Source organism: Roseibium aggregatum (assembly GCF_017309185.1).
In the GTDB taxonomy this organism is placed as follows: Bacteria; Pseudomonadota; Alphaproteobacteria; order Rhizobiales; family Stappiaceae; genus Roseibium; species Roseibium aggregatum_B.
Genome location: NZ_JAEKJZ010000001.1, coordinates 1,278,699 through 1,301,318, shown reverse-complemented (window position 1 = coordinate 1,301,318; position 22,620 = coordinate 1,278,699). Strand labels below are relative to the sequence as shown.

Annotated in this window: 17 protein-coding genes; 6 read left to right on the top strand and 11 right to left on the bottom strand. The window is 61.2% G+C overall.

Annotated features, from left to right (window positions below; genetic code table 11):
• Window positions 1–13 precede the first annotated feature (13 nt).
• Both JF539_RS05615 and JF539_RS05610 read left to right on the top strand, forming a co-directional pair.
• On the top strand, window positions 14–421 hold the full coding sequence (locus JF539_RS05615; protein WP_207139342.1) for a DUF2000 family protein: 408 nt from the start codon (window positions 14–16) through the stop codon (window positions 419–421).
• A 133-nt stretch (window positions 422–554) separates the two neighbouring features.
• The gene (locus JF539_RS05610) at window positions 555–1,013 is read left to right on the top strand and encodes an acyl-CoA thioesterase (protein ID WP_207140857.1); all 459 of its coding nucleotides are present in this window, start codon (window positions 555–557) and stop codon (window positions 1,011–1,013) included.
• A gap of 188 nt (window positions 1,014–1,201) precedes the next feature.
• Here JF539_RS05610 and smpB read toward each other — a convergent pair whose 3' ends face one another.
• Both smpB and dapA read right to left on the bottom strand, forming a co-directional pair.
• On the bottom strand, window positions 1,202–1,681 hold the full coding sequence (gene smpB / locus JF539_RS05605; protein WP_207139341.1) for an SsrA-binding protein SmpB: 480 nt from the start codon (window positions 1,679–1,681) through the stop codon (window positions 1,202–1,204).
• A 39-nt stretch (window positions 1,682–1,720) separates the two neighbouring features.
• Window positions 1,721–2,599: a 4-hydroxy-tetrahydrodipicolinate synthase gene (gene dapA, locus JF539_RS05600; protein ID WP_207139340.1), complete on the bottom strand. Its 879-nt coding sequence runs from the start codon at window positions 2,597–2,599 to the stop codon at window positions 1,721–1,723.
• 377 nt (window positions 2,600–2,976) lie between these two features.
• Between dapA and JF539_RS05595 the strand changes: the two genes are divergently transcribed.
• Window positions 2,977–3,894 carry an alpha/beta fold hydrolase gene (locus JF539_RS05595; protein WP_207139339.1) on the top strand — a complete coding sequence of 306 codons (918 nt, stop codon included), beginning with the start codon at window positions 2,977–2,979 and terminating at the stop codon, window positions 3,892–3,894.
• A 386-nt stretch (window positions 3,895–4,280) separates the two neighbouring features.
• On the opposite strand, the gene JF539_RS05590 is transcribed toward JF539_RS05595, so the two are convergent.
• The 9 genes from JF539_RS05590 to phnC all read right to left on the bottom strand — a co-directional run bounded on the left by JF539_RS05590 (window position 4,281) and on the right by phnC (window position 20,290).
• The gene (locus JF539_RS05590; protein ID WP_207139338.1) at window positions 4,281–5,519 is read right to left on the bottom strand and encodes a porin; all 1,239 of its coding nucleotides are present in this window, start codon (window positions 5,517–5,519) and stop codon (window positions 4,281–4,283) included.
• 515 nt (window positions 5,520–6,034) lie between these two features.
• Window positions 6,035–8,158 (bottom strand): penicillin-binding protein 1C, encoded by a 2,124-nt coding sequence (pbpC, locus tag JF539_RS05585; RefSeq protein ID WP_207139337.1) that lies wholly within the window; start codon window positions 8,156–8,158, stop codon window positions 6,035–6,037.
• 9 nt (window positions 8,159–8,167) lie between these two features.
• Window positions 8,168–13,711 carry an alpha-2-macroglobulin family protein gene (locus JF539_RS05580; protein WP_207139336.1) on the bottom strand — a complete coding sequence of 1,848 codons (5,544 nt, stop codon included), beginning with the start codon at window positions 13,709–13,711 and terminating at the stop codon, window positions 8,168–8,170.
• A gap of 108 nt (window positions 13,712–13,819) precedes the next feature.
• A complete protein-coding gene (gene parA / locus JF539_RS05575) occupies window positions 13,820–14,461 on the bottom strand; it encodes a ParA family partition ATPase (RefSeq protein ID WP_207139335.1) in 642 nt (213 codons plus the stop codon).
• Between the two features lie 223 nt (window positions 14,462–14,684).
• Window positions 14,685–15,884, bottom strand: coding sequence for a lytic murein transglycosylase (locus JF539_RS05570; RefSeq protein WP_207139334.1), 1,200 nt, complete (start codon window positions 15,882–15,884; stop codon window positions 14,685–14,687).
• A gap of 147 nt (window positions 15,885–16,031) precedes the next feature.
• Window positions 16,032–17,366, bottom strand: coding sequence for a phosphonate ABC transporter, permease protein PhnE (gene phnE, locus JF539_RS05565; protein WP_207139333.1), 1,335 nt, complete (start codon window positions 17,364–17,366; stop codon window positions 16,032–16,034).
• 10 nt (window positions 17,367–17,376) lie between these two features.
• A complete protein-coding gene (phnE, locus tag JF539_RS05560; RefSeq protein WP_207139332.1) occupies window positions 17,377–18,225 on the bottom strand; it encodes a phosphonate ABC transporter, permease protein PhnE in 849 nt (282 codons plus the stop codon).
• 259 nt (window positions 18,226–18,484) lie between these two features.
• A complete protein-coding gene (gene phnD / locus JF539_RS05555) occupies window positions 18,485–19,399 on the bottom strand; it encodes a phosphonate ABC transporter substrate-binding protein (protein ID WP_207139331.1) in 915 nt (304 codons plus the stop codon).
• 57 nt (window positions 19,400–19,456) lie between these two features.
• Window positions 19,457–20,290 (bottom strand): phosphonate ABC transporter ATP-binding protein, encoded by an 834-nt coding sequence (gene phnC / locus JF539_RS05550; RefSeq protein WP_207139330.1) that lies wholly within the window; start codon window positions 20,288–20,290, stop codon window positions 19,457–19,459.
• A gap of 395 nt (window positions 20,291–20,685) precedes the next feature.
• Between phnC and JF539_RS05545 the strand changes: the two genes are divergently transcribed.
• From JF539_RS05545 to JF539_RS05535, 3 genes are read left to right on the top strand one after another with little or no spacing between them, the layout of a single operon-like run.
• Window positions 20,686–21,324: a DapH/DapD/GlmU-related protein gene (locus tag JF539_RS05545; protein WP_207139329.1), complete on the top strand. Its 639-nt coding sequence runs from the start codon at window positions 20,686–20,688 to the stop codon at window positions 21,322–21,324.
• Between the two features lie 55 nt (window positions 21,325–21,379).
• Entirely contained in the window at window positions 21,380–21,940 is a 561-nt protein-coding gene (locus JF539_RS05540) for a helix-turn-helix domain-containing protein (RefSeq protein ID WP_207139328.1), read from the top strand.
• A 48-nt stretch (window positions 21,941–21,988) separates the two neighbouring features.
• Window positions 21,989–22,612 (top strand): HD domain-containing protein, encoded by a 624-nt coding sequence (locus JF539_RS05535; RefSeq protein WP_207139327.1) that lies wholly within the window; start codon window positions 21,989–21,991, stop codon window positions 22,610–22,612.
• Window positions 22,613–22,620: the final 8 nt, after the last annotated feature.

Here is a 22,620-nt window from a genome sequence, read left to right as displayed (position 1 = left end):
GGAGTTGGAGCTCATGTTCGAAACCAAATTCGTTGTGATCGTTCGAGATGATCTGGCAGTCTGGCAGAAACTGAATGTCACCGCGTTCCTGGCAACCGGCGTGGCGGCCGGAAAGCCTGAAATCATAGGAGAGACCTACCTCGACGGAGCCGGAAATGTCTACAATCCGATGAGTATTCAGCCGATCATCGTTCTCAGCGCCGATTCTGCGGCGCTCGCCAAGATACACCAACGGACCCTGGAGCGCGCGGTTCCAGCCAGCCTTTACATCGAGCCAATGTTTACAACCGGCCATGACGCCGCAAATCGGGAAATATTCTCGAAGTTCGTTCCAGAAGAGGCGGAAATCGCGGGAATTGCCTTTCATACGGACAGGAAAGTGGCAGACAAGATCTCCAAAGGAGCGCGAATGCACAGCTAGTATGGGAGTCCAAGAAGGCAAAGTTCGGATCAAGCGGGCAAAAACCTCTCGCTTGAAAAGCGATCTGGCATTCATTTGCCGAACCGGAGTATGCCTGCCCCGCGAAGACCTTCGATCCTTAAAAGGCCAACCGATGAATTCCACCGTCAATCCACAACCTGCCCGTCCCTCACCTTTAAAACGCTCCGATTTCAGGGCTTTTCAACAAATCCCCACGCGGTGGATGGATGTGGACATCTACGGTCACGTCAACAACGTGCAGTATTTGAGCTTTTTCGACACGGCCGTGAACGCCTGGTACGTCGGCAAAGGCCTTCTCGATCCGGTCAAGAGTTCAGAGATCTTTCTCGTGGTCGAGACCGGCTGTCATTACTTTGCCGAGTTAACATTTCCGTCGATGGTTTCCGCCGGTCTCCGGATCGAAAAACTCGGCTCAAGCTCTGTCGTTTTTACGGTCGGCCTGTTTTCCGGCGAACAATCGGATACCGCAGCCTTGGGACGGTTCGTCCATGTCCTTGTCGACCGGGAAACGCGGCGGCCGGTTCCCATTGGCGATGCGAAACGGGAAGTCTTGTCGGGTTTGCTGGCTTAACTCTGCATTCCTTTGACTGCTAAAGTCCTTGTTCCGGCCAACTACAGATTGCGCACAACTTTTCATGTGGACGAAGACTTGTTCCGTCCACAGGCTATCAACAAGCCATGCACAGCTTTTACCCAGCAGGTCCAAGGCTTTTCCACTGACGTTGAAAACGCGGGACCGGCAGGTGTGGACAAGCCCCCTCAGCCGAAGTTCTTCATGACGCGGGACTTTTCACGCTGCCAGTCGCGCTTCTTTTCCGTCTCGCGCTTGTCGTGCAGCTTTTTGCCCCGCGCAAGGGCAAGTTCCAGTTTCGCCCGCCCCTGCTCGTTGAAATAGAGCTTGAGCGGAACGATTGTCTTGCCTTCCTTCTGGACGGCGCCGGCGAGCTTGCCGATTTCGCGCTTGTGCAACAGGAGCTTGCGCGGCCGGCGCGGCTCGTGGTTGAAGCGGTTGGCCTGGAGGTATTCCGGGATATAGACGTTGTAAATCCAGATCTCGCCATTGTGTTCGGCGGCGTAGGATTCGGCAATATTCGCCTTGCCGTTGCGCAGGGATTTCACTTCCGTGCCCTTCAGCTCGATCCCCGCCTCCAGCGTGTCTTCGATCTCATAGTTGAACCGGGCTTTCCGGTTGTCGGAAATGATCTTCCGGCCCGGCGCCTCTCCTTTTTTCGGAGCCATTTTTCGTCCTTAAGGGATCGAGCCCTTTGATTTCCCTGCTCAGTTCAGCAAGCCCGCGTGAGCCATGGCCGAGCGGATTTCCGTTTGTGTGCCTTCAGAGATCGGAACGAGCGGCAACCGCAGTTCTTCCTCGATCTTTCCAAGCACGGACAGAGCGTATTTCGCGCCGGTCGGGTTCGGCTCAAGGAACAGCGCGCGGTGCAACGGCGCCAGCCGGTCCTGATATTCCAGAGCCTTCTTGAAGTCCCCGGCAAGGGTTGCTGCCTGAAACTCCGCGCACATGCGCGGCGCGACATTCGCGGTCACCGATATACATCCGACACCGCCATGGGCATTGAAGGCGAGCGCGGAGATGTCCTCGCCGGACAACTGGATGAAGTCCGGTCCACACAGATGGCGCTGGCGGCTTGTTTTCGCAAGATCCGCCGTCGCATCCTTGACGCCCACGACGTTCTTGCAGCTTTCGAAAAGTTCCGCCATCGTCTCCGGCGTCATGTCGATGACCGACCGGCCGGGAATGTTGTAGATGACGATCGGCAATCCGACCGCATTGTCGATCGCCTTGAAATGCGCCTTCAAGCCAGCCTGGTTTGGCTTGTTGTAGTAGGGGGTAACGACCAGAAGCCCGTTCGCCCCGGCCTTTTCGGCATGTCTGGCGAAGTCGATCGCCTCGACCGTGTTGTTCGATCCCGCCCCCGCGATGACGGGAACCCGGCCGGCGGCGGCTTCCACGCAAAGCTCGATCACGCGCTTATGTTCGTCATGGCTGAGCGTCGGGCTCTCACCGGTGGTGCCGACGGGCACGAGACCGGACGAACCTTCGCTTATCTGCCATTCCACAAAATCCTGAAACCGTTTCTCATCGAGCGCTCCGTCCTTGAACGGTGTAATCAGCGCTGGAATGGAGCCTGTGAACATCTCGGTTTCCTCTCCGATGAATCTTGTGTTTTTGCTTGATCGATTAGGCCGGAGACCGGCGGTGGCGCACCATACTCATCTGCCGTCAAAGGGGCAATGCTCCCACCGTCATTCATGACACTTCATGCGACTTTCACGGAGGATTGCGCCCTTTCGGCGACACTTGTCCAGCCGCAAACCCAATGAACCTGCCTGATGCCCTGGCCCGGCCAGCCTTGAGAGACCGGACCAGATGACGTCAGGACCAGGCGGCGCGAAGCTTCCGTTCGGTCTCGGTCAAAGGATCGAATTAAGCACTCTTCCTATTGCCGTTGAAATCAAAACATCATTATCTATTGGGAAAATAAATAAGGTAGGAAACGCTTTGGGAGAAAACAATGACAGTTGCGCCGAACGAGGCTCAGCAGGCTGCCGCCGATATGCGGCCGGAACAGGTCCGCAGCTTTACCTGGCAAAGCCCCGACGGATTGACGCTATTCGGACGCGAATGGCCTGCGGTGAGCCGCGGGGTGTCGAAAATCCCGGTTCTCTGCCTCACCGGGCTTTCTCGTAACACCCGTGATTTCAACGATATAGCAGAATATCTTCAATCGACTGGCCATCCTGTCTATGCCCTGGACTATCGCGGCCGAGGGAAAAGCGACTGGGACCCGGACTGGCGCAACTATGCGCTTCCGGTTGAAGAAAAAGACATCGACGCCGCCATAACCCAGCTTGGACTTGAGCGGTTCGCCGTTATCGGAACCTCCCGCGGTGGTCTTCATGCGCTGGCCATGGCGCAGCGCTATCCGCCGGAGCGCATGGCGGCCGTGATCTTGAACGATGTCGGACCCCATATCGAGATGCGGGCCATCCATCGGATAGCGGCAAGTCTGGGTCACAAGATGAAGCACCCAACCCTAAATGCGGCCGCGGCCATGCTCCAAGAGAGACTGTCCACCCAGTTTCCGGCTTTCGGACCCGAACACTGGCACAAACTTGCGGGCCAGCTGACTTCCGAGCGAGAGGACGAATATGTTTTTGACTATGATCCGACCCTCGCCCACCAACTCGCGAGCCAGGACGACGGCACACCGGTGCCGGACCTGTGGCATCTGTATGAGAAACTGACGGACAGGCCCGTTCTCATCTTGCGCGGTGAAAACTCGGATCTTCTGAGCGTCGAAACCTGCCAGCGCATGCTCGAGATGCATTCGAACGCGCAGCTGGAAACAATTCCGGACCAGGGTCACGCCCCGGTGCTTTGGGAGAAGGAAACGCAGGAGCGCATCGCCGCTTTTCTGGAAAAACTCTGAGCGGCAGGCCGGTCCCTGTTTTGTCCGGCGCGTTTGATTTTCGAGCCGGAGAACCGGGCGTCTTTGACCGGATGCTGGTATCTGAGTGTCGCCGCCGCACGCCTGCGGCCCGGCCACCTGAAGTGTTTCGCAAGAACCAGGCCCAAATCCACCTCGTCAGGCAGATCGTCCTACTGAAGGGAACAGCCGTTCCAGTCTTCCATTGATCTGGAAGCCGCTTCCTTGCGGCCTCTTTCCGATGGCTGGCTTCCGTACGCCGTGACTGGCAAGACCAGATTTTCAGGAAACACATTTCCCAAGACGTTCACGCATGTCGTAACCGCCCGACAAAAAAGAAAACCCGGCGTTTCCGCCGGGTTTTCCATCAAACCTCGGTAGAGGATTGATTAGAAGGTGCGCTGCATACGAACACCGAAGAGGAGTTCGTCGCCATCTTCGATGTTGCCGTTCGAGAAGCCGAACGCGTCGGTGCTGGAGTAACCAACGTCAACACCCAGTGCGAGACCGGAGACCGGCTCCCACTGAACGGAACCGTCGATTGCCCAACGATCAACTTCGTCAGCAAACAGAACAGCCTGGTTGCCAGCGTCGTTCAGGTGAGCGTAAGAACCGTCGAGAGCAAGGCCGATGGTCGGCGTTGCCTGGTAGTAGATACCAGCGGACAGAGCGTAACCGGAACGCAGGTCGGTGCCGCCGTTGGCGCCGATGCCGTAGTCAGCAGCGTCGAAGCCGAGGTAAGCGGTAGCGCCGTCAGCGTAGAAGCCCTGGAAGAAGATGTTCGAACCGGAGGAGAGCATCGGCAGGTTGAAGTTCACACCTGCGCCGATTGCCCAACCCATTTCGTCATCAGAGTCAACCGGACCGTTGATGGCGTTGATGATGTTGGCGTTCTGGTAGACGTGGTGCAGAGCACCAGACAGCTGAGCACTACCCCAACCCTGGGAGACGGCCAGAGCAGCAACGACGTCCGGCATGCGAGTGCCGCCGTAGAAGTTGGTGATGCTCGTGGTCGCGCCCTGGAACACAACAGGCTCGCTGCCGCCGTCTACGTCGGAACGATCTTCAAGAGCAAGAGTTGCAGAGAAGCCGTTGCCGAAAGCAGCGGTGTAGGAAACCTGGTTGACGGTGTGGTCAGACCAGTTACGGCCGACAACGCCCATGAAGGCCTGACCGGTGTAGATGTCGAAGTTCGAACCTTCACGACCAGCCAGCAGGCCGCCCCACTGAATGAAAGCGTCTTCCAGGAAGATGCCGCTGTTGCCGTTGTCGACCTGCATCGCCATGGAGACGTAGGTTCTCAGCGTGCCGAACTCGGTTGCGGTGCGTGCATCGAGACGAGCGTAACCGCGCGAACGCCAGAAGTAACCGTCTTCGTTACGGACACCCCAGTCGGTTGCGCCGATGTCGTTCTCGTCCAGAACGTTGTTGACGCGGATTTCCGCACGAACACGGCCGCCAACGCGCAGGCAAGTTTCGGTGCCCGGGATGTAGTAGAAACGTGCGCCGTAAGCGTCACAGATACGAACGTAGTCGACCGGCTCCGGAGCAACCGGAAGATCAGCCGCCTGAGCGGTGGTGGCAGCAGCGGCAGCCGCAGCGCCGAGCATCAAGCTCTTGAGTTTCATTTTGACCTCCAATCAGTCATTTCATCCGGTGCTAAAGAAGCACCATTGTCCCCGCGAATTGTTTCTGTGTTTGCTTCCGACCGGAGGTTGGATGTCCGAGGCTGCAAACCAGTGCGGCCCGAAGCCGCTCGCAAGATGACCATACGCATCCCGATTTGCGGTTCAACTACGAATGCGGGTTCAGCCCCCCCCGGGACCTGTTTTCAAAAACCGGTGTTGCGCGAATGTCACAAAATCAGTGCCGTTCTTTAGAAACTGTTAGGAAACAAGGCCTGTTTCCCTGTATTCGGGCTGAGTTTCCCCCGCTGGCTCCGGGCTTTTTCGTCCGTTTTTCAGGCATTCGGAATCAGAACGGCGGTGTGTCGGGCAGGAATGTCACGGGCGAATGGCGTTTCAGGATGCGCGAATCTCATCGATTCTCATTCGAATCTCCGGAAACGGAACCAGGAGCGCACCGGGCGGAGGTCGATGGGTCGTCCCTAGTCGCTTCAAGAGACGGATTCGGCCGACCGGTTTTATTTGAGCTCAATCGCCACGCGGGCTGCGCTGCCACGGGCGTCCAGAACAGTCACATCGGCGAATCCTCTTGCGTCGGGATACCAGATCAACTGGCTGTCGAAACTTCCCGACGTCTGCGGAACGCCGTTGACCAGGAAGACAAAGGGCCTGTTGCCGCCTCTCACCTTCACGACCAGTGGCGTCTCCGCTCTCGCCCCCTCCCGAGACCAGCCGAGATCGAGCACCGCTCCCTCCGGCGGATAGGCGATTTCCAGGGACTTCCCGGGACGGCCCGCCGCCGGGCGCGTTTTCACCCGTGCATAAGACAAGGCCTTCGGCGCGCTCGACGCGGCGGACCGGAAGGCTTCCTGTGGTGCGGGTGGCAAGGGAACGCGATCCGAACCGAGTTTCTGGAACACGTCGAAAAGAATGGGCACCGCCGTTTTGGCACCGGTCTGGCCGGGAACCGGAGATCCGTCCGGACGTCCGACCCACACGGCAACGACATGCCTGCCGTCGTAACCCGCCGCCCAGGAATCTCGGTAGCCGTAGGCCGTGCCGGTCTTGTAGGCCAGACTATGGGACCGCGCGCCCTGGATCTGAGGCATTCCGCTCAAGACGTCGCTCACAAGGTATGCCGCCTTTTCAGAGAGCATCGGCATGGACCGCGGCGGCTCCGCCTCCTGCGCGCAGGGGTTTTTGCATGTCGACAGCGTCACGGGCTTGCCGCCACGGGCCAGAGCCGCATAGGTCTGGGTGAGATCCCGCAAGGAGAGTCCCAATCCCCCGAGACCGATGGCCAGCCCCGGTTCGGTGCCTTTTTCAAGAACCGGGCGGACACCCGCCCTCTTCAACCGGGCGATCAACCGGGCCGGTCCGACAGCTTCGAGCAATTGCACGGCCGGCGTGTTCAGTGAAAGCTGCAGCGCTTCGCGCAGGGTGACCGTTCCCTGATAGGCCTGATCGAAATTCGCCGGCCGGTAACCGCCGATGTCCGTCGGGCGGTCCTCGATGAGGCTTTCAGGCAGTCCGATTCCCTCCTCAAACGCTAATCCGTAGATCAGCGGTTTCAGGGTCGACCCGGGCGAGCGCACCGCGCGTGTCATATCGACATGGCCAAGGCGAACCGTGTCGAGCAGATCCGGCGCACCGACGCTGGCGAGGATTTCGCCGTTCTGGTGATCGGCGACGAGGATCGCCATGGAAATCGGCGGCGGGAACGCAACGACCTTGCGGCGGGCGAGTGCCTCGACAGCTTCCTGCAGATCCCGGTCCAGCGTCAGACGGTAAACCGGTGTGCCCGGATACTCGAAACGCGCTTCCCTGCTCTCGTGTGCGGCCAGAAGCGGCATGCGATGGCGTTCGGCCCGAACAGGCTCCGCGGACGCCGAGGAGACTTCGTCAGCACTCAACACCCCCGCCGCTTCCGCTCTCGCAAGAACCCTGTTGCGCGCGACCCGGGCTGCTTCAGGAGAGCGGTCGGGCCGCCGGGTTTCCGGACTCTGGGGAAGAGCGACCAGCAAGGCCGCTTCCGCAGGCGTCAAACGCCGCGGTTCCTTGCCGAACCAGGTCAGGCTCGCGGCGCGAACGCCTTCCAGGTTCCCCCCGAAAGGCGCCCGGAGCGCGTAGAAGTGCAGGATCTCGTCCTTGGTGAAGGTCCGTTCCAGCCGGACTGCCTTCAAAAGCTGCTCGTACTTGCGCTTCACGGTTCTGGTCGGCGTTTCATCGAGAAGCCGGGCGACCTGCATCGTCAGGGTCGATCCGCCGGAAACGATCCGCCCGGCCCGGACACTTTGGAGCGCCGAACGCAAGAAGGCCCACAGGTCAAACCCGCGATGCCGGTAGAAACGCTTGTCCTCGAAGGCAAGGAGCAGTTTGAAATAAAGCGGATCCACTGCCTCAAGGTCGACAGGCAGACGCCACTTGTCGTCCCGGCTGGTAAAGGCCCGGAGCAATCTGTCCTGCCGGTCGAGAACAACGGCGGACAAAGACAGATCGGCGATCTCGGGAAGTGGCGGAAGACGGTCGTAGTCCCTGAAGACCTGCAGCGCACCGCACAGGCCAAGCGCCAGGGCAGCCACCCCGGCGGCAGCGGTCCACCGCCGGAGTGTTTGCCACGAATGCCTTCGCCTCGCCGCCATGGCGTTCCCTTACCGGGCCGGGCCCAGCACGACGAACCGGCCGGTCGCCGTAATCGCCCTGCGGTCCGGACTGTACATGTCTTCCACCGAAGCCGGGGGATGGACATAGCTTCCAGGGGTTGCGGCGCGGGCGAGATAGGCGAAGCTCAGTTCCTTGTCCTTCTGCCGCGTCTGGTCGAGCGCAACCTCGAAACGATCCCTGTGGAAGGCCGCATGTTCAGGCTGATCGACGGTGGACAGGAAGGACAACCCGCCGAGATCGCCGGAGCGGACGAGACGCGGATTGTCGATGACGAGGCCCGCCGGCACGCGGTCGACAACCATCAGGCGACCCGGGCGGTCCGTCAAAGCCCGGACCGTCACGACGACGGCAAGCCGCGTGTTGACCGGAACCGCTGTGGGGTCAACCGGATTGCCATCGAGGTCGTAAATCGTGCGCTCGATCGCATAGTCCTTGCCGCCGGCAGGTTCCGGAACCAAGGGCTTACCGGCTACCGACACCAGAAGATCGGTTGCCGAGCCGCCGTTGTTGGTGATGCCGGCCGGCTGTCCAACGAGATCTCCGCCACTGAAGGACCAGGCCAGCCGTCCGGGAGTTTCCGCGCCATCCACGGAGATCCGGGCTTCCTCGGCAGACTTGTTCAGCGACTGGGCCGCCAGAAGCAGCCAGGCCATGTCCTGGGTGGAGCGACCGGAAGCTCCCGATTGCGCCTGCTTCAGGAAGCCGAGCGCCTCGGAGACCAGGCTGTCGCCCATCGACGCCGAGACCACGTAATCGGTGACGGCGGCGCTGTCGCGAAGGACGGAGCCATAGTCACTCCGATAGGAGCGGCTTGTTTCCAGCGGCAGGGACACCAACGCCGCCTTGAAGCCGGCCGCCGCGCGTTCCTGCTCTCCGTACAGGGCAAGGCCGGCCGCCAGTTGGGCTTTCGCCAGCGGTGTGGAAAAGGCCTGCAGCTTGGCATCGAGGTAATAGCGCAGATCGCCCATCGATGCCCGGCCGTTGCGGGCCAGGACATAAAGGGCATAAGCGATGTCTTCCCCGCCCTTCTGGAAATCGGAGGCATAGGCCAGCCGGTTCTCAAGATTGTCCAGGGCCGAGGTAAAGGCCAGGTCCGGAACCTGGTAGCCACTTTCCCTGGCGCGTGTGAGGAAGTCCGTGACATAGGCATTCAGCCAGGTGTCGCCACCGCCGTAACTGTTCCAGAGACCGAATTCCCCGGAGGACGACTGATTGGCAAGTATCCGCACAATGGCCTTGGTGACCCGTTCACGGATGGCGCTGTCGGTCCCAAGACCCGCGGCTTCGGCAACTTCACTCAAATAGAGCAACGGCAAGGCCCGGCTTGTGGTCTGTTCCGTGCAGCCGTAGGGATACCGGTCGAGCGCCGCCAGAAGCCCGGCGATGTCGATATTCGCCGCGCCACCAGCCGACAGGGTGACCTCGACCGTGTCCGTCTGCAAGCCGTCGAAACTGTCGGCGGAGAGTGTCAGCTCTCCCCCGGGCGCGAGCGCGAACGTCGACCGGCGCGTGATTTCCGGCTGGGTGTTTCTGATCTCCAGGCCGACGCGCTTGACGTAGGTTTTGCCGTCAGGGCCGGAGAGCGAAGCGACCACCTCGCTCTTGAGCGGCGACGCGCCAGCCGTGAGCGGCAGGAGCACGATGCTCTTCTTGCCCTGATCGATCTCGAGCGTGCGGTTCTGACGGTCAACGCCGTCTGCCAGAAGCAGCCCCTCCGCCGTGGACACTTCCAGCTCGTATGAGCCCGGGGCTCCGTCCACATTGTCGATTTCGAGGGTTATGCGGGACTGATCGCCCGGCGCCAGAAAGGCCGGCGTACTCGCGGTCACGACAACGGGCGCGCGCACTTCCACTTCCTGGTCCGCGTGGCCGACCGCCTCCCTGGTCCAGGCAACCGCCATAAGCTTGACGGCGCCGTTGAAGGCGGGGATCTCGAAGGACACGGTCGCCTTGCCATCCGGACCGACTTCGACCAGACCGGAGAACAGCGCGAGCGGCTCCTCATCCGGCGGTGGGGCATCCAGGCGCAGCCCCATGCCATCGCCTCCGGAGCGAACGCGGCCCATGGTGCCGGCCATCCGGTCGATCAGCTGCCCGTATAGATCGCGGACGTCCGTGCCAAGCCGCCGCTGGCCGAAATACCAGCCATCCGGGTCGGGCGTCTCGAATTTGGTGAGATTCAGGATCCCCACATCGACGGCGGCCACGGTCACATAGGCTTGCTCGCCCTGATCCAGATTGGCAAGCCGGATCGGAACCTCAAGGGTCGTTTCCGGCAGGATCCGTTCAGGCGCGGAGAGTTCGATGTCCAGAACCCGGTCGCCGGGATCCACCTGCAGCCAGGACAGCCCGATCGCGCGCGACGGCATGCGCTTCTGGTCGAGATCCATCGGCCGATAGAGGCTGGCGGTGATGTAGGCACCCGCTCCCCAGTCGTCGCCGACCGGAATATCGATCTCAGTCTCTTCACCGTCCACCTTGACCGTCCGGCTGGAAACGACGCCGCCGGACACCACGTTCACGACCACAGTCCCCGCCGTTTGCGGCTTCAGGCGCAGCTTTGCGGTGTCGCCTGGACGGTATTTGCTCCTGTCCAGGCCGACATCGAGATAATCGGGCGTGTCGGAGGTCGCGTCGGCGGTGTACCAGCCCGCGTTGAAGGTCACGCTGGTCGCGGTCTGCAGGGCACCGCTGCCTTCGACGTCGAGACGGTATTCGCCCCACTCCACGGGTAGCGACAGCTGGCCCGGCTGAGCCGCCTTTAGATCGAGTTCACCGCTGGCAACCCGTTTCGAGGTCGTGATCGGCTCATAGTTCCAGCGGCCGTCGAGGCGGTACCACTGGTAACGGCGGCTCACCCTGGACAGTGTCCAGTTGAGCCCTGTGGCGTCCTGCGCCTCGCCGTCGGTTCCGACCACGATCACCGAGAAATCCGCCGGCCCGCCCTCGTCGACGCCGCCTGAGAATGCCGGCTTGACGCCGATGCGCGGACCGTCCAGCGCCACCGGCAGATCTAGCGTGCGTTCCACGTATCTTCCGCCCGCCTCGACAAGACGCGCCACGAGCTGGCCGTCATAGAGAAGCGTCGTTTCCGGAAGCTGCGGCAGGGTGACATCGAAGGAGAGCCTGCCGTCCTCATCCGTTTTCAAGCCGGAAGGAAGGGAGTTCCGGTCGGAATAGGTGTCCGTGTCCTTGAGGCCGAAGATATAACCCGGATAGGCTTCGAGCTTGCGCACGGGCCGGACGATAATGTCGCCTTCCAGGGTCTGCCCGCTGGCCGGAGAGCCGTAAAGGAACCTGGCTTCAAGGGACACTTTTGTCGGATCGCCCCGCCCAAAGCTTCGGGCGGCGGTTTCCAGGTCGAAATCGACCCGTTCGGGCTGATAATCCTCGACCAGGAAGGTCTTTTCCGCCAGCGCGCTGCCTTTCGGGTCGGTAAAGACCCTCCAGGACCACATGCCCTGCTGCGCCGACGCGCTCAAGGAGAGGTCCTGCAAGTGACCGCCGAGACCGCTGTCGGTCACCGTATAGCGGGCATGTTCGACGCCATCCGGCCTGGAGAACACGAAGGTGAGCGGGAAGTCTTCCTGGGCGACGGCTTTCGCGGTGCGCAAAAGGGCCTGGGCATGGACGGTTTCGCCCGCCTTGTAGATGCCGCGGTCCGTCCAGGCGAAGACATCGAGCGGTCCCGGAGCGGGCCGGCCCTCGACGCCGCGGTCGGAGAGGTCGAAAGCAGGTTTGCGCAAATCGAGGAAGGAATAGTCCCCCTCCCCGGTTTCGGCCACAAGAACGCCCGGCGCCCTGCCGCCACGGCCACGGGTCAATCCGGCGGCGAAGTCCGCGAAGCCCTCGCTATCGGTGACTGCCTCGCCGAGATTCTCGTTGTTGACCGCAAGCAGACGGACATTAACCCCCTCAAGGGCATCCGCCGTCGACAGCGATCGGATGTTCGCCGAAAGACCGTCATCTCCCGAAAACGCCGTCAGGCCGAGATCGGACACAAGGAACCATTGGGTCGCCATATCGCCCCAGCGGTTCTTGAGGTCGAGTTTCGACCGGGCCGTCATCACATAAACACCGGGCTTCAGATCGATGCCCGTCTCTGAAACCGGAATGGCGGTGGTGATGTCCAGGTTGAGGCTGTTTTCCGTTTCCACGATGCCCGACCAGACCTTCTCGCCGAGTTCGTCCTCGATCCGCTCAGCCTGGTAGGAACTCAGCTGGCGCAGGAAACGGTTGTCCCTCAGGATATCGGCGACCGACCGCCCGCCGACACGATAGATCGTGGTTTCCACTTCCGAAGTGTTCACCGAGACGATCGGGATCGTCGGATTGCCGCCGGACGGCAGCACATAGGACCGGCTCAGGAAATGGACCGACGGCGAACGGTCCCGGACGTAGACGGAAAGTTCCGAGGATTTTTCGAGCTTCTCGCCGTCGGCGGCCGGAAGGCCGCTGCGAGCGGTGAGCTGGTAACGGGCGCCATGCTTCAAGCCGTCGGCGCAGATCTGGTTGCCCTCCGCTTCGACCGACAGGGTGCCCTCGCCCTTGACGGTCACATAGGGGCTCATGTCTTCGCCCAGCGGCAGCTTTTGCGAGAAGATCAGGCAGATGCGCGGTGCAACACTGTCGGAATCAACCTCGTGGTCGACAATCCGAAAACCGTGCTTTGCGACGAGTTCGTCATAGTGGCGGCGGATGTTTGGGTTTTCCTGATACGCCAACGACGCCCGCAGCGCCTTGATCGCGGTCTTGTACTCGCTCCTCCGCTCCAGGGCGCGCGCCAGAAGGCCGAGCGTCGCCGCCTGTTCCGGAGCGTCCACTGTCCGCAGATAGGTGTTGATCGCGGCCGACACGGCGTTCTTCTGGTTGTTTTGACGGTCGGTCCATCCATCCGGTTTCTGCATGAGCAAAGCGATCGTGAGCTGCGCCCAGGCCTGATAATCGCCCGGTTCCAGAGCGATCAGCTGCAGAAAGTCCGCTTCGGCGAGCGCGGCCTTCTGGCTTCTGAGCGCCTGTGAGCCGCTCTGGCGCAACTGGTCTGCCGTTCCGCCGCCCGAGCGGGCCGAGTTGGCGATGCTCAAGGAATAGGTTTCGGCGCTTTGCAGTTTCGAGGGCGACAGGAAGGTCAGTTCCCTTTTCCGGTCCGCGCTCAGATCGGCACGCGGCGCCTTGACCTCGACGACGCGGCCCGCGATCGCGCCGGCGAATCGCTGCAGTTCGCCATAGTCGGACTTGAGGAAACACCAGCCCGCGGATGTGTTGAACGTAAAGGCCCGGCACCGGCTGTCCCGAAGACAGGCTGACTTGCAGCCCTCAAGATCCACGTCCTTGACGGTGTTGTAATCGCTGCCGAAGAAATCCGCGTCGTCGATGGTGACAATCCGCCGGTCCTGCGCCGCCACGGGCGTCTGGAAGGCACCTGCCGCGCCGAGAACGAGCAGCGCGAGCGTGGCCGCCTTTGCCGTCGCTTTTCCGTTAGAAGACTTTTTTGTACGGGTGCTTGAAAAAGAAAGAGAAAAAAGGGACATGCCTGTCCTCCCGGACCGAGAATTTCCCCTATCAAGGCACCGGATCGTGACAAGGACAAGGCAAAACTTCGGCCGGGCGCAACTCTGCTGACAGGTCTATCGATCCCGTTAGCCGATCCGGCTCACCAGTTCTTCGATCAGCGACTCGACTTCCTGGGCCGCCTTGCTGGACGGCGCTTCCTCGGTCACGGCGACACCCTTGCCCATTGCGGCTGCGAATACGGTCCGGTTGCCCAGTCTCGAGGCCAACGCATCAAAGCCGGAGGCAAGAATGGCATCGGCCATTTCACCAGTAAGGGAAGCGCGCGGCGGGACCCGGTTCAAGACGAGCATGGCAGGCGTGTCCTCCCTGGCCGCGAGATCGATCGTCTGCGAGGTTGCCCAGAGATCGACCGGCGTCGGCTGGATCGGAACGATGACGAAATCGGCGGCATCGATCGCAGGCTTGGCATCGCTGTCGGTCTTCGGCGGGGTGTCGACGAGGACATATCCGTGGGATTTGGCAAGCGAGCGCGCCTCGCGCCGGGCGCCCCAGCCGGAGGCGGTGCGGAATTCCAGCCCGGTATTGTCCTCGCCAAGCGACTCTTCCCGCGCCTCGTACCAGGTGCCGAGCGAACCTTGCGGGTCCACGTCGAGGATGGCGACCGGTTCGCCCGACCGCTTCGCCAGCGCTACCGCAAGATGGGCCGCCAGGGTCGTCTTGCCAGACCCGCCTTTTTGCTGTGCTATGGTCAAAATCCGACCGGACATGGCAAATCTCCCGAATGACCCTGTTATTTTGCGCCGCAACTTGACGCAGTGCAACAAGCAATCCGCAAGCCGGCGAAATTTCCCACCAGCCCGACCGGGATACCGTCATATCGAGTGTCGTCTACCCCGGCTCCCGGCACAGGTTCGGAACCAGCTGGCGAACCGCGGAGCGGGTGACAGTTTCAGCGTTGGCAACAGAACAGCGAGGCCCCGCGGACCGGCATCAGCGCCCTCCAAGAGCGTAGTAGACATTCCAGGACGGCCGCCCGGTGACCGGCATGCCGTGTTTTTCCTCCGCCTTGCGGATACCGGCGCGGGTCGCCGGTCCAACCTTGCCGTCCGGTTCGCCGACATTGAAGCCGTTCTTGTTCAAGAGCTTTTGCAATTCGAGGCGCTGTGCCCGCGAGAGCCCCGGATTGTTCGTCGGCCAGGGTGTCTTGATCGGGTCGCCCCCGGAGACGAGCTCCGACAGAAGCGCGATCGCCAGACCGTAGGATGTGGAGGCATTATACGATCTCAAAGCGCGGAAATTCCGGGTGACAAGAAATGCGGGACCGCCGGCACCGGCCGGCCGGATCAGGGCCGCCTCCAGCTTGCCGGACAATTTGCCACCGTCGATCTTGGTCACGCCCCGTTGGCCCCAGGTGCTCAGAGACGCGTATTTTTTTCGCCCTTCCGGCCCCTTGTAGCCGGAGGGCACCTTGGCTTCGAAACCCCACGGGCGGCTGTCGCGCCAGCCTGCGTTCTTCAGGAAGTTCGCGGTCGAGGCCAGCGCATCCGGCACGGAATTGACCAGATCCTTGCGGCCGTCGCCGTCGAAATCGACGGACAGCGAATTATAGGTGCTCGGCATGAACTGGGTCTGACCGAAGGCCCCGGCCCAGGACCCGCGGAAATCATTCACCGGCACGTCTCCGCGCGAGGCGATCTGAAGCGTCTTGATCAGTTCGCCGCGGAAGTATTTCTGCCGCCTCTTGCCTGCGCAAACCAGATTCGCCAGGGCGTGTGGCGTGTAGAAATCGCCCTGGAACTGACCGTAGTCGCTCTCGATCCCCCAAACGGCCAGAACCACATGCCGGTCAACCCCGTACCGCTTTTCGATGGAAGCCAGCGTGCGACCATGCTTTTTCAGGTTCGCCTTGCCGTCCTCGATGCGCTCCTTGTCGACCAGAAAAGCCATATAATCCCAGATCGCGGTCTTGTGCTCCGGCTGGGAGGTCGAGAAACGGATGACCTTTTCGTCGTATTTCGCGCCGGACAGCATCCGTTCGGCGATTTCCGGCCGGACACCTGCGGCAACGGCCTGTTTCTTCAGGGAAGCGACGCAGCTTTCGATGGCGTGAGCGGCCTCGAGCGATCCCGCGAACCCGACCCCCGCCCCCAGGACTGCTCCCGTCAGCGTTCTGAAAAAACCTTGCCGCATCGCCCTCTCCGCCTTCTTTGATTCCTTTGGGGAACGCTGCCACGGTAGCGCGACGGAATTGCGGCAAAAAGAGGCATCTCCCGGTTTTCAAGGAGTAAGGTGGGAATCCCGGTGTCCGGCAAGAAGAATAACCGGAGGCATTTGACCTTACTTGCCCTCGATCAACTTGCGCCTCAGCCAGCTGGAGGTCTGGTCCATCAGGATCACCACGACGATGGTCAGGATGATGATGTAACTGGTGTTTTCCCAGTCGCGGGAGGTCTTCATGGTTTCGACCAGAAGAAGGCCGATACCGCCTGCGCCAAGGGCGCCGATGACCGTTGCCGAGCGAGTGTTGGATTCCAGATAGTAGAGCACCTGGGAGACAAAAACCGGAAGGATCTGCGGAATGACCCCGAAACGGTAGCGTTGGATCTGGCTGGCGCCGGTTGCCCGGACCCCTTCGACCTGCTTGTTGTCGATGTTCTCAAGCGCCTCGGAGAAGAGCTTGCCGAGCGAACCGGTATCGGTGAAGGCGATTGCCAGCGCACCGGTAAGCGGTCCCAGACCGAAGGCGCGGATGAAGATCAGCGACCAGATCAGCATGTCGATGCCGCGCAGGAAGTCGAACAGACGCCGCGTGCCGAAGCGCAGGAAGGTGGACGAAGTGAAGTTGCGCGCGGCGAGAAACGCCAGCGGCAGGCCGAAGAGCGCCGCCGTCAGTGTTCCCAGAACCGCCATCATGATGGTCTCGAACAGGGCGACGAAGACATCGCCGTGCTGCCAGTCCGGGTTCGACAGGAACTCGTCAACGATGAACCACAGATTGGACGTCTCCGGATCCATCCGGTCGGAGCTCAGCGCGAGCGCGTAGAGCTGACTGAAGGACATGCCGTAAAGCGGCGAGCGGAACGGGAACCAGAAATTCTCCCAGCCGCCGAAATAGTTATGGACCTCGATCTTGGTCTTGGTCACCTGCAGACGGCGGTCGAGCGTCGGGCGGACATTCAGCTTTCGCGGGTCGACCTTGACCCAATCCGGCGCCGGACCGTTTGGCAGAACCGTGTCGACGCCCTTGTCCGTCGCCGTCCCCTTGATCACTCCATATCCGGGGATCGCGAAAAGCGCCGTCTTGCCGTCGATCTCGACCGAATAACCGTCCCCCAGATCGATGAAGGCCGTGTCGCCGTCCAGGTCGACCCAGTCGGGAAGCTCCGCGTTGTCATAGGTCGCCGTCCGCTCGCCTTCGATGGCAACCTTGAATTCGCCGCGGCGGAAATTCTTCTCCACCTGGACCTTGTAGGCGACGGAGTCGGTCGCCAGGATCACCGCCCTGTCCGGCTGCGATTTCGCCAAAAGCGCCGAAACGTCGAAAGCGAACCAGGTGTAGGTGAGATAGGCGAGGATGGCGATCGGAACGAGCACCGTTATCCTGGCCCTGCGCCGGACAGTCCGCCATACGGTCTCGTGAGTTACGGCCGGTTCCATTGTGTCGGTTGCCATTTCAAGCCCCTCAGTGTGCCCGGCCGGAGCCGACAAGCTTGCCGCGCATGTAGGACGACAACTGATCGATCAGCATGATCGTGACGAACAGAAGCACGAAAATCGCGGCGGTTTCGTCGCCCGCGCCCTTGCCCCAGCCAATGGTGCGCCTGAGTTCCTGACCGATACCGCCGGCTCCGACGAAGCCGAGAATGGCGGAAGCGCGCACATTGATCTCCAGGCGCAGCAGGAAGTAACTCAGGTAGTTGGGCGCGACCTGCGGCAGGACCGCGAAACGGATGCGCTGCAGCCAGCTTGCCCCACAGGCCGACAGGCCCTCGATAGGCTTGCGGTCGATGTTTTCGTTGACCTCGGAAAACAGCTTGCCCAGCGCGCCGGCGGTATGAAAGGCGACCGCGATCATGGCCGGCACCGGGCTGGAGCCGAGCACGAAAATCAAGAACAGCGCGATAATCAACTCCGGAAAGGCCCGCATGACGTCCATCACCCGGCGCACGACCGGAATGAGCGGCCCCCAACTGTCCACATTGCGGGTCGAAGCCATCGCCAGCACCACCGCCGCGGCCCCGCCAAGCAGGGTTGCGACCAGAGCGATGTTGAGCGTCTCCAGCATGGCCGGCGCGAAACTGACGATCAGGCCGAAAAAGGCCGGACCGGCCTCCCAGGCTTCAACGACGATCTCGCCCGGATAGTCGAAGAACTTGGACAGGCCCTGAAGGAAGCCGCCGGAATTCATCGCGTTCGATTTCGAATAGCCGGAGACGAGCACCGCCACGACTAGCAGCAATCCGATGAGAGAATAAAGCTGGCGATGCTTGCGCAACGTCAGGATTTCCTGCTCGAGAGCGGCAACAGCCATGGGGAAAGCCCTTCAGATCGAGGTTTCAAACGTCCGCTCTGGCTTTCCGAAGAAAGGGGCAGAAACCAGACTTTCGACTTGTCATCCCTGCGAAGGCAGGGATCCGGTAATCACCGCGGATGGCCGTGTTGTTCAAATCGGCCGTGGTGGTTACTGGATCCCGGCCTTCAGCTTCGCTTCACCGGGACGACAAAAAAGGAAGCAAAAATTCCAGACAAACGCGGGCCGGAGCCCGACCCGCGTTTTCAAAGCGATGCGATTACTGGCTTTTCGCCTTACGGGCCGCAACGATGGACTCGTAGGCAGCGTGCGTGATCGGCATGAAGCCCTTGGCTTCGCCGGCCATCACGCCGTAGGCGCATTCCTTGTCTTCGTCAGCCAGGTTGGCCATCAGATTGGTCATCTTTTCCTTGACGTCTGCCGGCAGCTTGTTGGACAGGACAACCGGGCCTTCCGGGATCACCGGCGAACGCCAGATTTCCTGGATCTCGGTCATGTCGACCAGGCCAGCGTCGGATGCCTTGCGCAGAGCGCCGGAGTTGAAGCCGTCTTCCCATTCGCCAAGGCCGTCGGCCCAGGTCACGCCGGCGTCGATGTCGCCGTTGAAGACTGCGACGATGGTTTGCTCGTGACCGCCGGTGAAGACGACGTCACCGAAATATTCGCCCGGCTTCATGGAGTAGCCGAGTTTTGGGATTTCGATGGACGGGATCAGGTAACCGGAGGTGGAGTTCGGATCGCCGAAACCGAACTTCTTGCCCTTCATGTCGTCGAGCGAGTTGATCTCGCTGTCAACGCGGGCAAAACCGATGGAATAGTAGCCGTAGCTGCCGTCGACATTGACCTTGACGAGAACCGGCTCAACAGCTTCCGGATCGGTCAGGAAGACTTTGGCGTAGCCGGACGCGCCAAGCCAGGCCATGTCCAGGTTGCCGCCGAGCAGGCCTTCGATCACGCCGTTGTAGTCGGCCGGAGCGAAGAGCTTGACCGGAACGCCGAGCAGGTCGGCGGTTTTTTCTTCCAGGCACTCATAGGCGCGCAGGCGGTCGGACGCGTTTTCACCGCCCAGAATGCCGATACGGAATTCGGTGATTTCCTCGGCGCCGGCGCCGGAGGCGTTCAGAGCGATCATGCTGACAGCAGCAAGGGCCGCAACTTTTGCAAGGGTTTTCATTTGGGACACTCCCCGAAGGTCTGGTTCGTGATGACGATTAAAAGGTGCGCTGGCGGGTCAGCCCGCCGCTGCCGCCGGGGTCATCGCACCGGCGGATTCTTTGCTGCCGGACTGGCCGGCATCGATGGCGGTCGACGTCGCCGCCTCGTTGAAACTCTCGTCCGCGCCGTAAATTTCGCGGGCGGCATCGGTCGTCAGGTCTTCCGGCTTGCCGTCGAACACGAGGAAACCGTCGCGCATGCCGATCACCCGGTCGCAATAGCTGCGCGCGGTATCGAGCGTGTGCAGGTTGCAGATGACGATCTTGTTGTCGCGCTCGTGGATTTCCCTCAGGGCGTCCATGACGATCTTGGCGTTCATCGGATCGAGGGAAGCGATCGGCTCGTCGGCCAGGATCATGTGCGGGTCCTGCATCAGGGCGCGGGCGATGGCCACGCGCTGCTGCTGGCCGCCGGAGAGCTCTTCCGCCCGCTTGGTCGCTTCCTGGGCGATCCCGAGGCGGTCGAGCGCCGCCAGGGCGTCGGCTACGTCGCCTGAGCCGAAGACATTGAACAGGCTCTTCAACGTGCCGTGACCGTTCAGCCTGCCCAGCATGACATTGGTGACCACATCGAGACGCGGCACCAGGTTGAACTGCTGGAACACCATGGCGCAGTCGCGCTGCCACCGGCGCATCATGCCGCCCTTCAGGCTCAGGATGTCGCGCTTCTCGAACAGGATCTGCCCGGAGGAGGCCGGTGTCAGCCTATTGATCATGCGCAGCAAGGTCGATTTGCCGGCGCCGGACCGTCCGATGATGCCGACCATCTGCGGCTTGTCGATATCGAAACTGACCTTGTTGACCGCGGTTCTGGATCCAAAATTCTTGGTGACTTCCTGAAATTGAATCACGCGCCAGCCCTGTCCGTGTTTGTTCGTAGTCTCGGGCGACAAGAGCCATTGGATCATTACAGATTGATGACGCAATTTTGTCTGCAACATCAAAATTTTATTACACTTCAATGACATGCCACGGCGGGCAGCGCCGGGTTACTTTTCCGGCTAACTTAAATTGTGCAACGCACTCAGAACTTTCAAATCGAAGAAATCGCTTCAAAACGGGCCTGCCAGGCGCCCTGGACTTCTCGCCACCCTGCGGGCCGGCGCGTCCAAAAAAACCGTTTCCGGACACTATTCATGCCCGCAAAAAAACATCGCCCGTCATGAGAGTGTCATCTCAACGTCATGAAACCAGTCTTCCGGAGCGCTAAGACCAAGCGCAACGAAATGAAACAAAACGGTGATCCATGTCCGCGCCCACACAAAAACCGGTCCTGAGCGAAGCCCCGAATATTCACCCGGACGCAAGCGTGCTGAACTGCGAACTCGGCGTCTGGACGGAAGTCGGCGCCTTGACGGAAATGCGTGAAAGCCGGATGGACGACTATTCCTATATCGTTCAGGAAGGCGACGTCGTCTGGACCACCATCGGCAAGTTCTGCTCGATTGCCAGACGCGTTCGCATCAATCCGGGCAACCACGCGACCTGGCGGGCCTCCCAGCATCATTTCACCTACCGTGCCGCCGCCTATGATCTGGGAGACGACGACAGCGATTTCTTTCAATGGCGCAAGGACGACTGGGTCACGATCGGGCACGACGTCTGGATCGGGCACAATGTCACGGTGCTGGCCGGCGTGACCATAGGCACGGGAGCCATCGTCGCCGCCGGTGCCGTCGTCTCCAAGGATGTACCGCCCTACACGATTGTCGGCGGTGTACCGGCGAAGCCGATCAAGCGGCGTTTCACCGAGGCCCAGGAAGAAGCGCTTCTGGAGATCGCCTGGTGGGACTGGAACCACGCGCAGCTCAAGGAACGCCTGCCTGATTTCCGCAGCCTGCCGATTGATGCCTTCATCGAAAAATACCGGCGCCCGGAAGCCTGACGGCCGGGCAATCTTCACCCTCCCCTGTTGCGATTTGTTTCGCTACACTCGCGACATGCCGATCCCGACCGCCGTTCTTCCAAACAATATCGGAGCCTCCCTGCGCAGGTGGCGGGTGCTCAACCGCGTCAAGCAACAGGCGCTGGCGCGGGATCTGGGCGTTTCCCAAAGCAGGGTGTCGCGTTGGGAAAGCGGCTCCGCGCAACCGGAGGGACAGACCAGGACGAAAATCCTGCGGCTTCTGGAGGCACGGCCGGCAACCGCCGCGGACCGTGCGCTTCTGGATCTCGTCGCGAATGCGGCGGGTCCCGTTCATCTGGTCTGCGATCTCAGCCACCGTCTCCTCGCCCTCTCGCCGGCAAGGGAAAGAGAATGGCACATTCCCGCGTCCGACTTCATGAACCGCCCTCTTTGGCGTTTCGCGACGGACGGTATCCGAACCATGGAAGGACGGCTGGACGAGCACGGCTGGTTCGAGCCTTTTGGTCCGGACGTCTGCTTTGCGACCGAACGAGCCGAGTTTCCGGAAATGTTCATACCGGAAAGCCGGATCCGGATCACCCGGCTGCCGCTTTCCGATGGCAGCTTCGCCCGGCTGGTGCGGGAAGACGCATAAAATATTCATCGGCTCGATGCCGGCGGTTCCTTCCGCTAGAATACGGGCATGACAGACAGCTCCTCTTCCCTTTCCTTTGACTTCTCACCTGATGGCGACCGGCTGACCGGCATTCTGGAATTCTTTCAGGCTTCCGAGCGGCTCAAGGATACGATCCGTTCCGGGTGCACACGCTCGGGCCGCGCCGAGAGCACCGCGGAACACAGTTGGCGGCTCGCGCTGTTGGTTCTGCTCTTCGAGCGGGAACTGGATGGCGTCGACTTGCTGAAACTGATCAAGCTGTGCCTGGTCCACGACCTTGGCGAGGCGATTTCCGGCGATGTTCCCGCACCTCTTCAAAAGCCGGACGACAACCGCCTGGAACGGGAGAGACAGGATTTTCAAACACTCTGCGCGCCCCTGCCGGAGGACCTGCGCCTCGATTTTCTTGCGCTTTGGGAAGAATACGCAACCGCTCAGACGCCGGAGGCCCGCTTTGCCAAGGCCTTCGACAAGCTGGAAACCATGCTGCAGCATCTCTTGATGCCGCAGCAGGATGCCTCGTTCTACGAATTCAACCTGGACTATGGCCGCAAGCAGACGGACTTCCATCCGCTGACCCGTGAAATCCGGGACCGCATCGACGCCCGGACTCGCGAACGCGCCGGCGTAGCAGCCAACAGATCAAGCTGAACGAGCCC

Bases quoted from the DNA above. Each gene is read 5' to 3' on its own strand.
- pbpC (WP_207139337.1), bottom strand. From the start codon at position 8,158: ATGGCGGCGAGGCGAAGGCATTCGTGGCAAACACTCCGGCGGTGGACC.
- phnD (WP_207139331.1), bottom strand. From the start codon at position 19,399: ATGAAAACCCTTGCAAAAGTTGCGGCCCTTGCTGCTGTCAGCATGATC.
- dapA (WP_207139340.1), bottom strand. From the start codon at position 2,599: ATGTTCACAGGCTCCATTCCAGCGCTGATTACACCGTTCAAGGACGGA.
- JF539_RS05545 (WP_207139329.1), top strand. From the start codon at position 20,686: ATGTCCGCGCCCACACAAAAACCGGTCCTGAGCGAAGCCCCGAATATT.
- parA (WP_207139335.1), bottom strand. From the start codon at position 14,461: ATGTCCGGTCGGATTTTGACCATAGCACAGCAAAAAGGCGGGTCTGGC.
- JF539_RS05595 (WP_207139339.1), top strand. From the start codon at position 2,977: ATGACAGTTGCGCCGAACGAGGCTCAGCAGGCTGCCGCCGATATGCGG.
- JF539_RS05535 (WP_207139327.1), top strand. From the start codon at position 21,989: ATGACAGACAGCTCCTCTTCCCTTTCCTTTGACTTCTCACCTGATGGC.
- JF539_RS05570 (WP_207139334.1), bottom strand. From the start codon at position 15,884: ATGCGGCAAGGTTTTTTCAGAACGCTGACGGGAGCAGTCCTGGGGGCG.
- JF539_RS05590 (WP_207139338.1), bottom strand. From the start codon at position 5,519: ATGAAACTCAAGAGCTTGATGCTCGGCGCTGCGGCTGCCGCTGCTGCC.
- phnE (WP_207139333.1), bottom strand. From the start codon at position 17,366: ATGGCAACCGACACAATGGAACCGGCCGTAACTCACGAGACCGTATGG.
- JF539_RS05610 (WP_207140857.1), top strand. From the start codon at position 555: ATGAATTCCACCGTCAATCCACAACCTGCCCGTCCCTCACCTTTAAAA.
- phnE (WP_207139332.1), bottom strand. From the start codon at position 18,225: ATGGCTGTTGCCGCTCTCGAGCAGGAAATCCTGACGTTGCGCAAGCAT.
- smpB (WP_207139341.1), bottom strand. From the start codon at position 1,681: ATGGCTCCGAAAAAAGGAGAGGCGCCGGGCCGGAAGATCATTTCCGAC.
- JF539_RS05540 (WP_207139328.1), top strand. From the start codon at position 21,380: ATGCCGATCCCGACCGCCGTTCTTCCAAACAATATCGGAGCCTCCCTG.
- JF539_RS05580 (WP_207139336.1), bottom strand. From the start codon at position 13,711: ATGTCCCTTTTTTCTCTTTCTTTTTCAAGCACCCGTACAAAAAAGTCT.
- JF539_RS05615 (WP_207139342.1), top strand. From the start codon at position 14: ATGTTCGAAACCAAATTCGTTGTGATCGTTCGAGATGATCTGGCAGTC.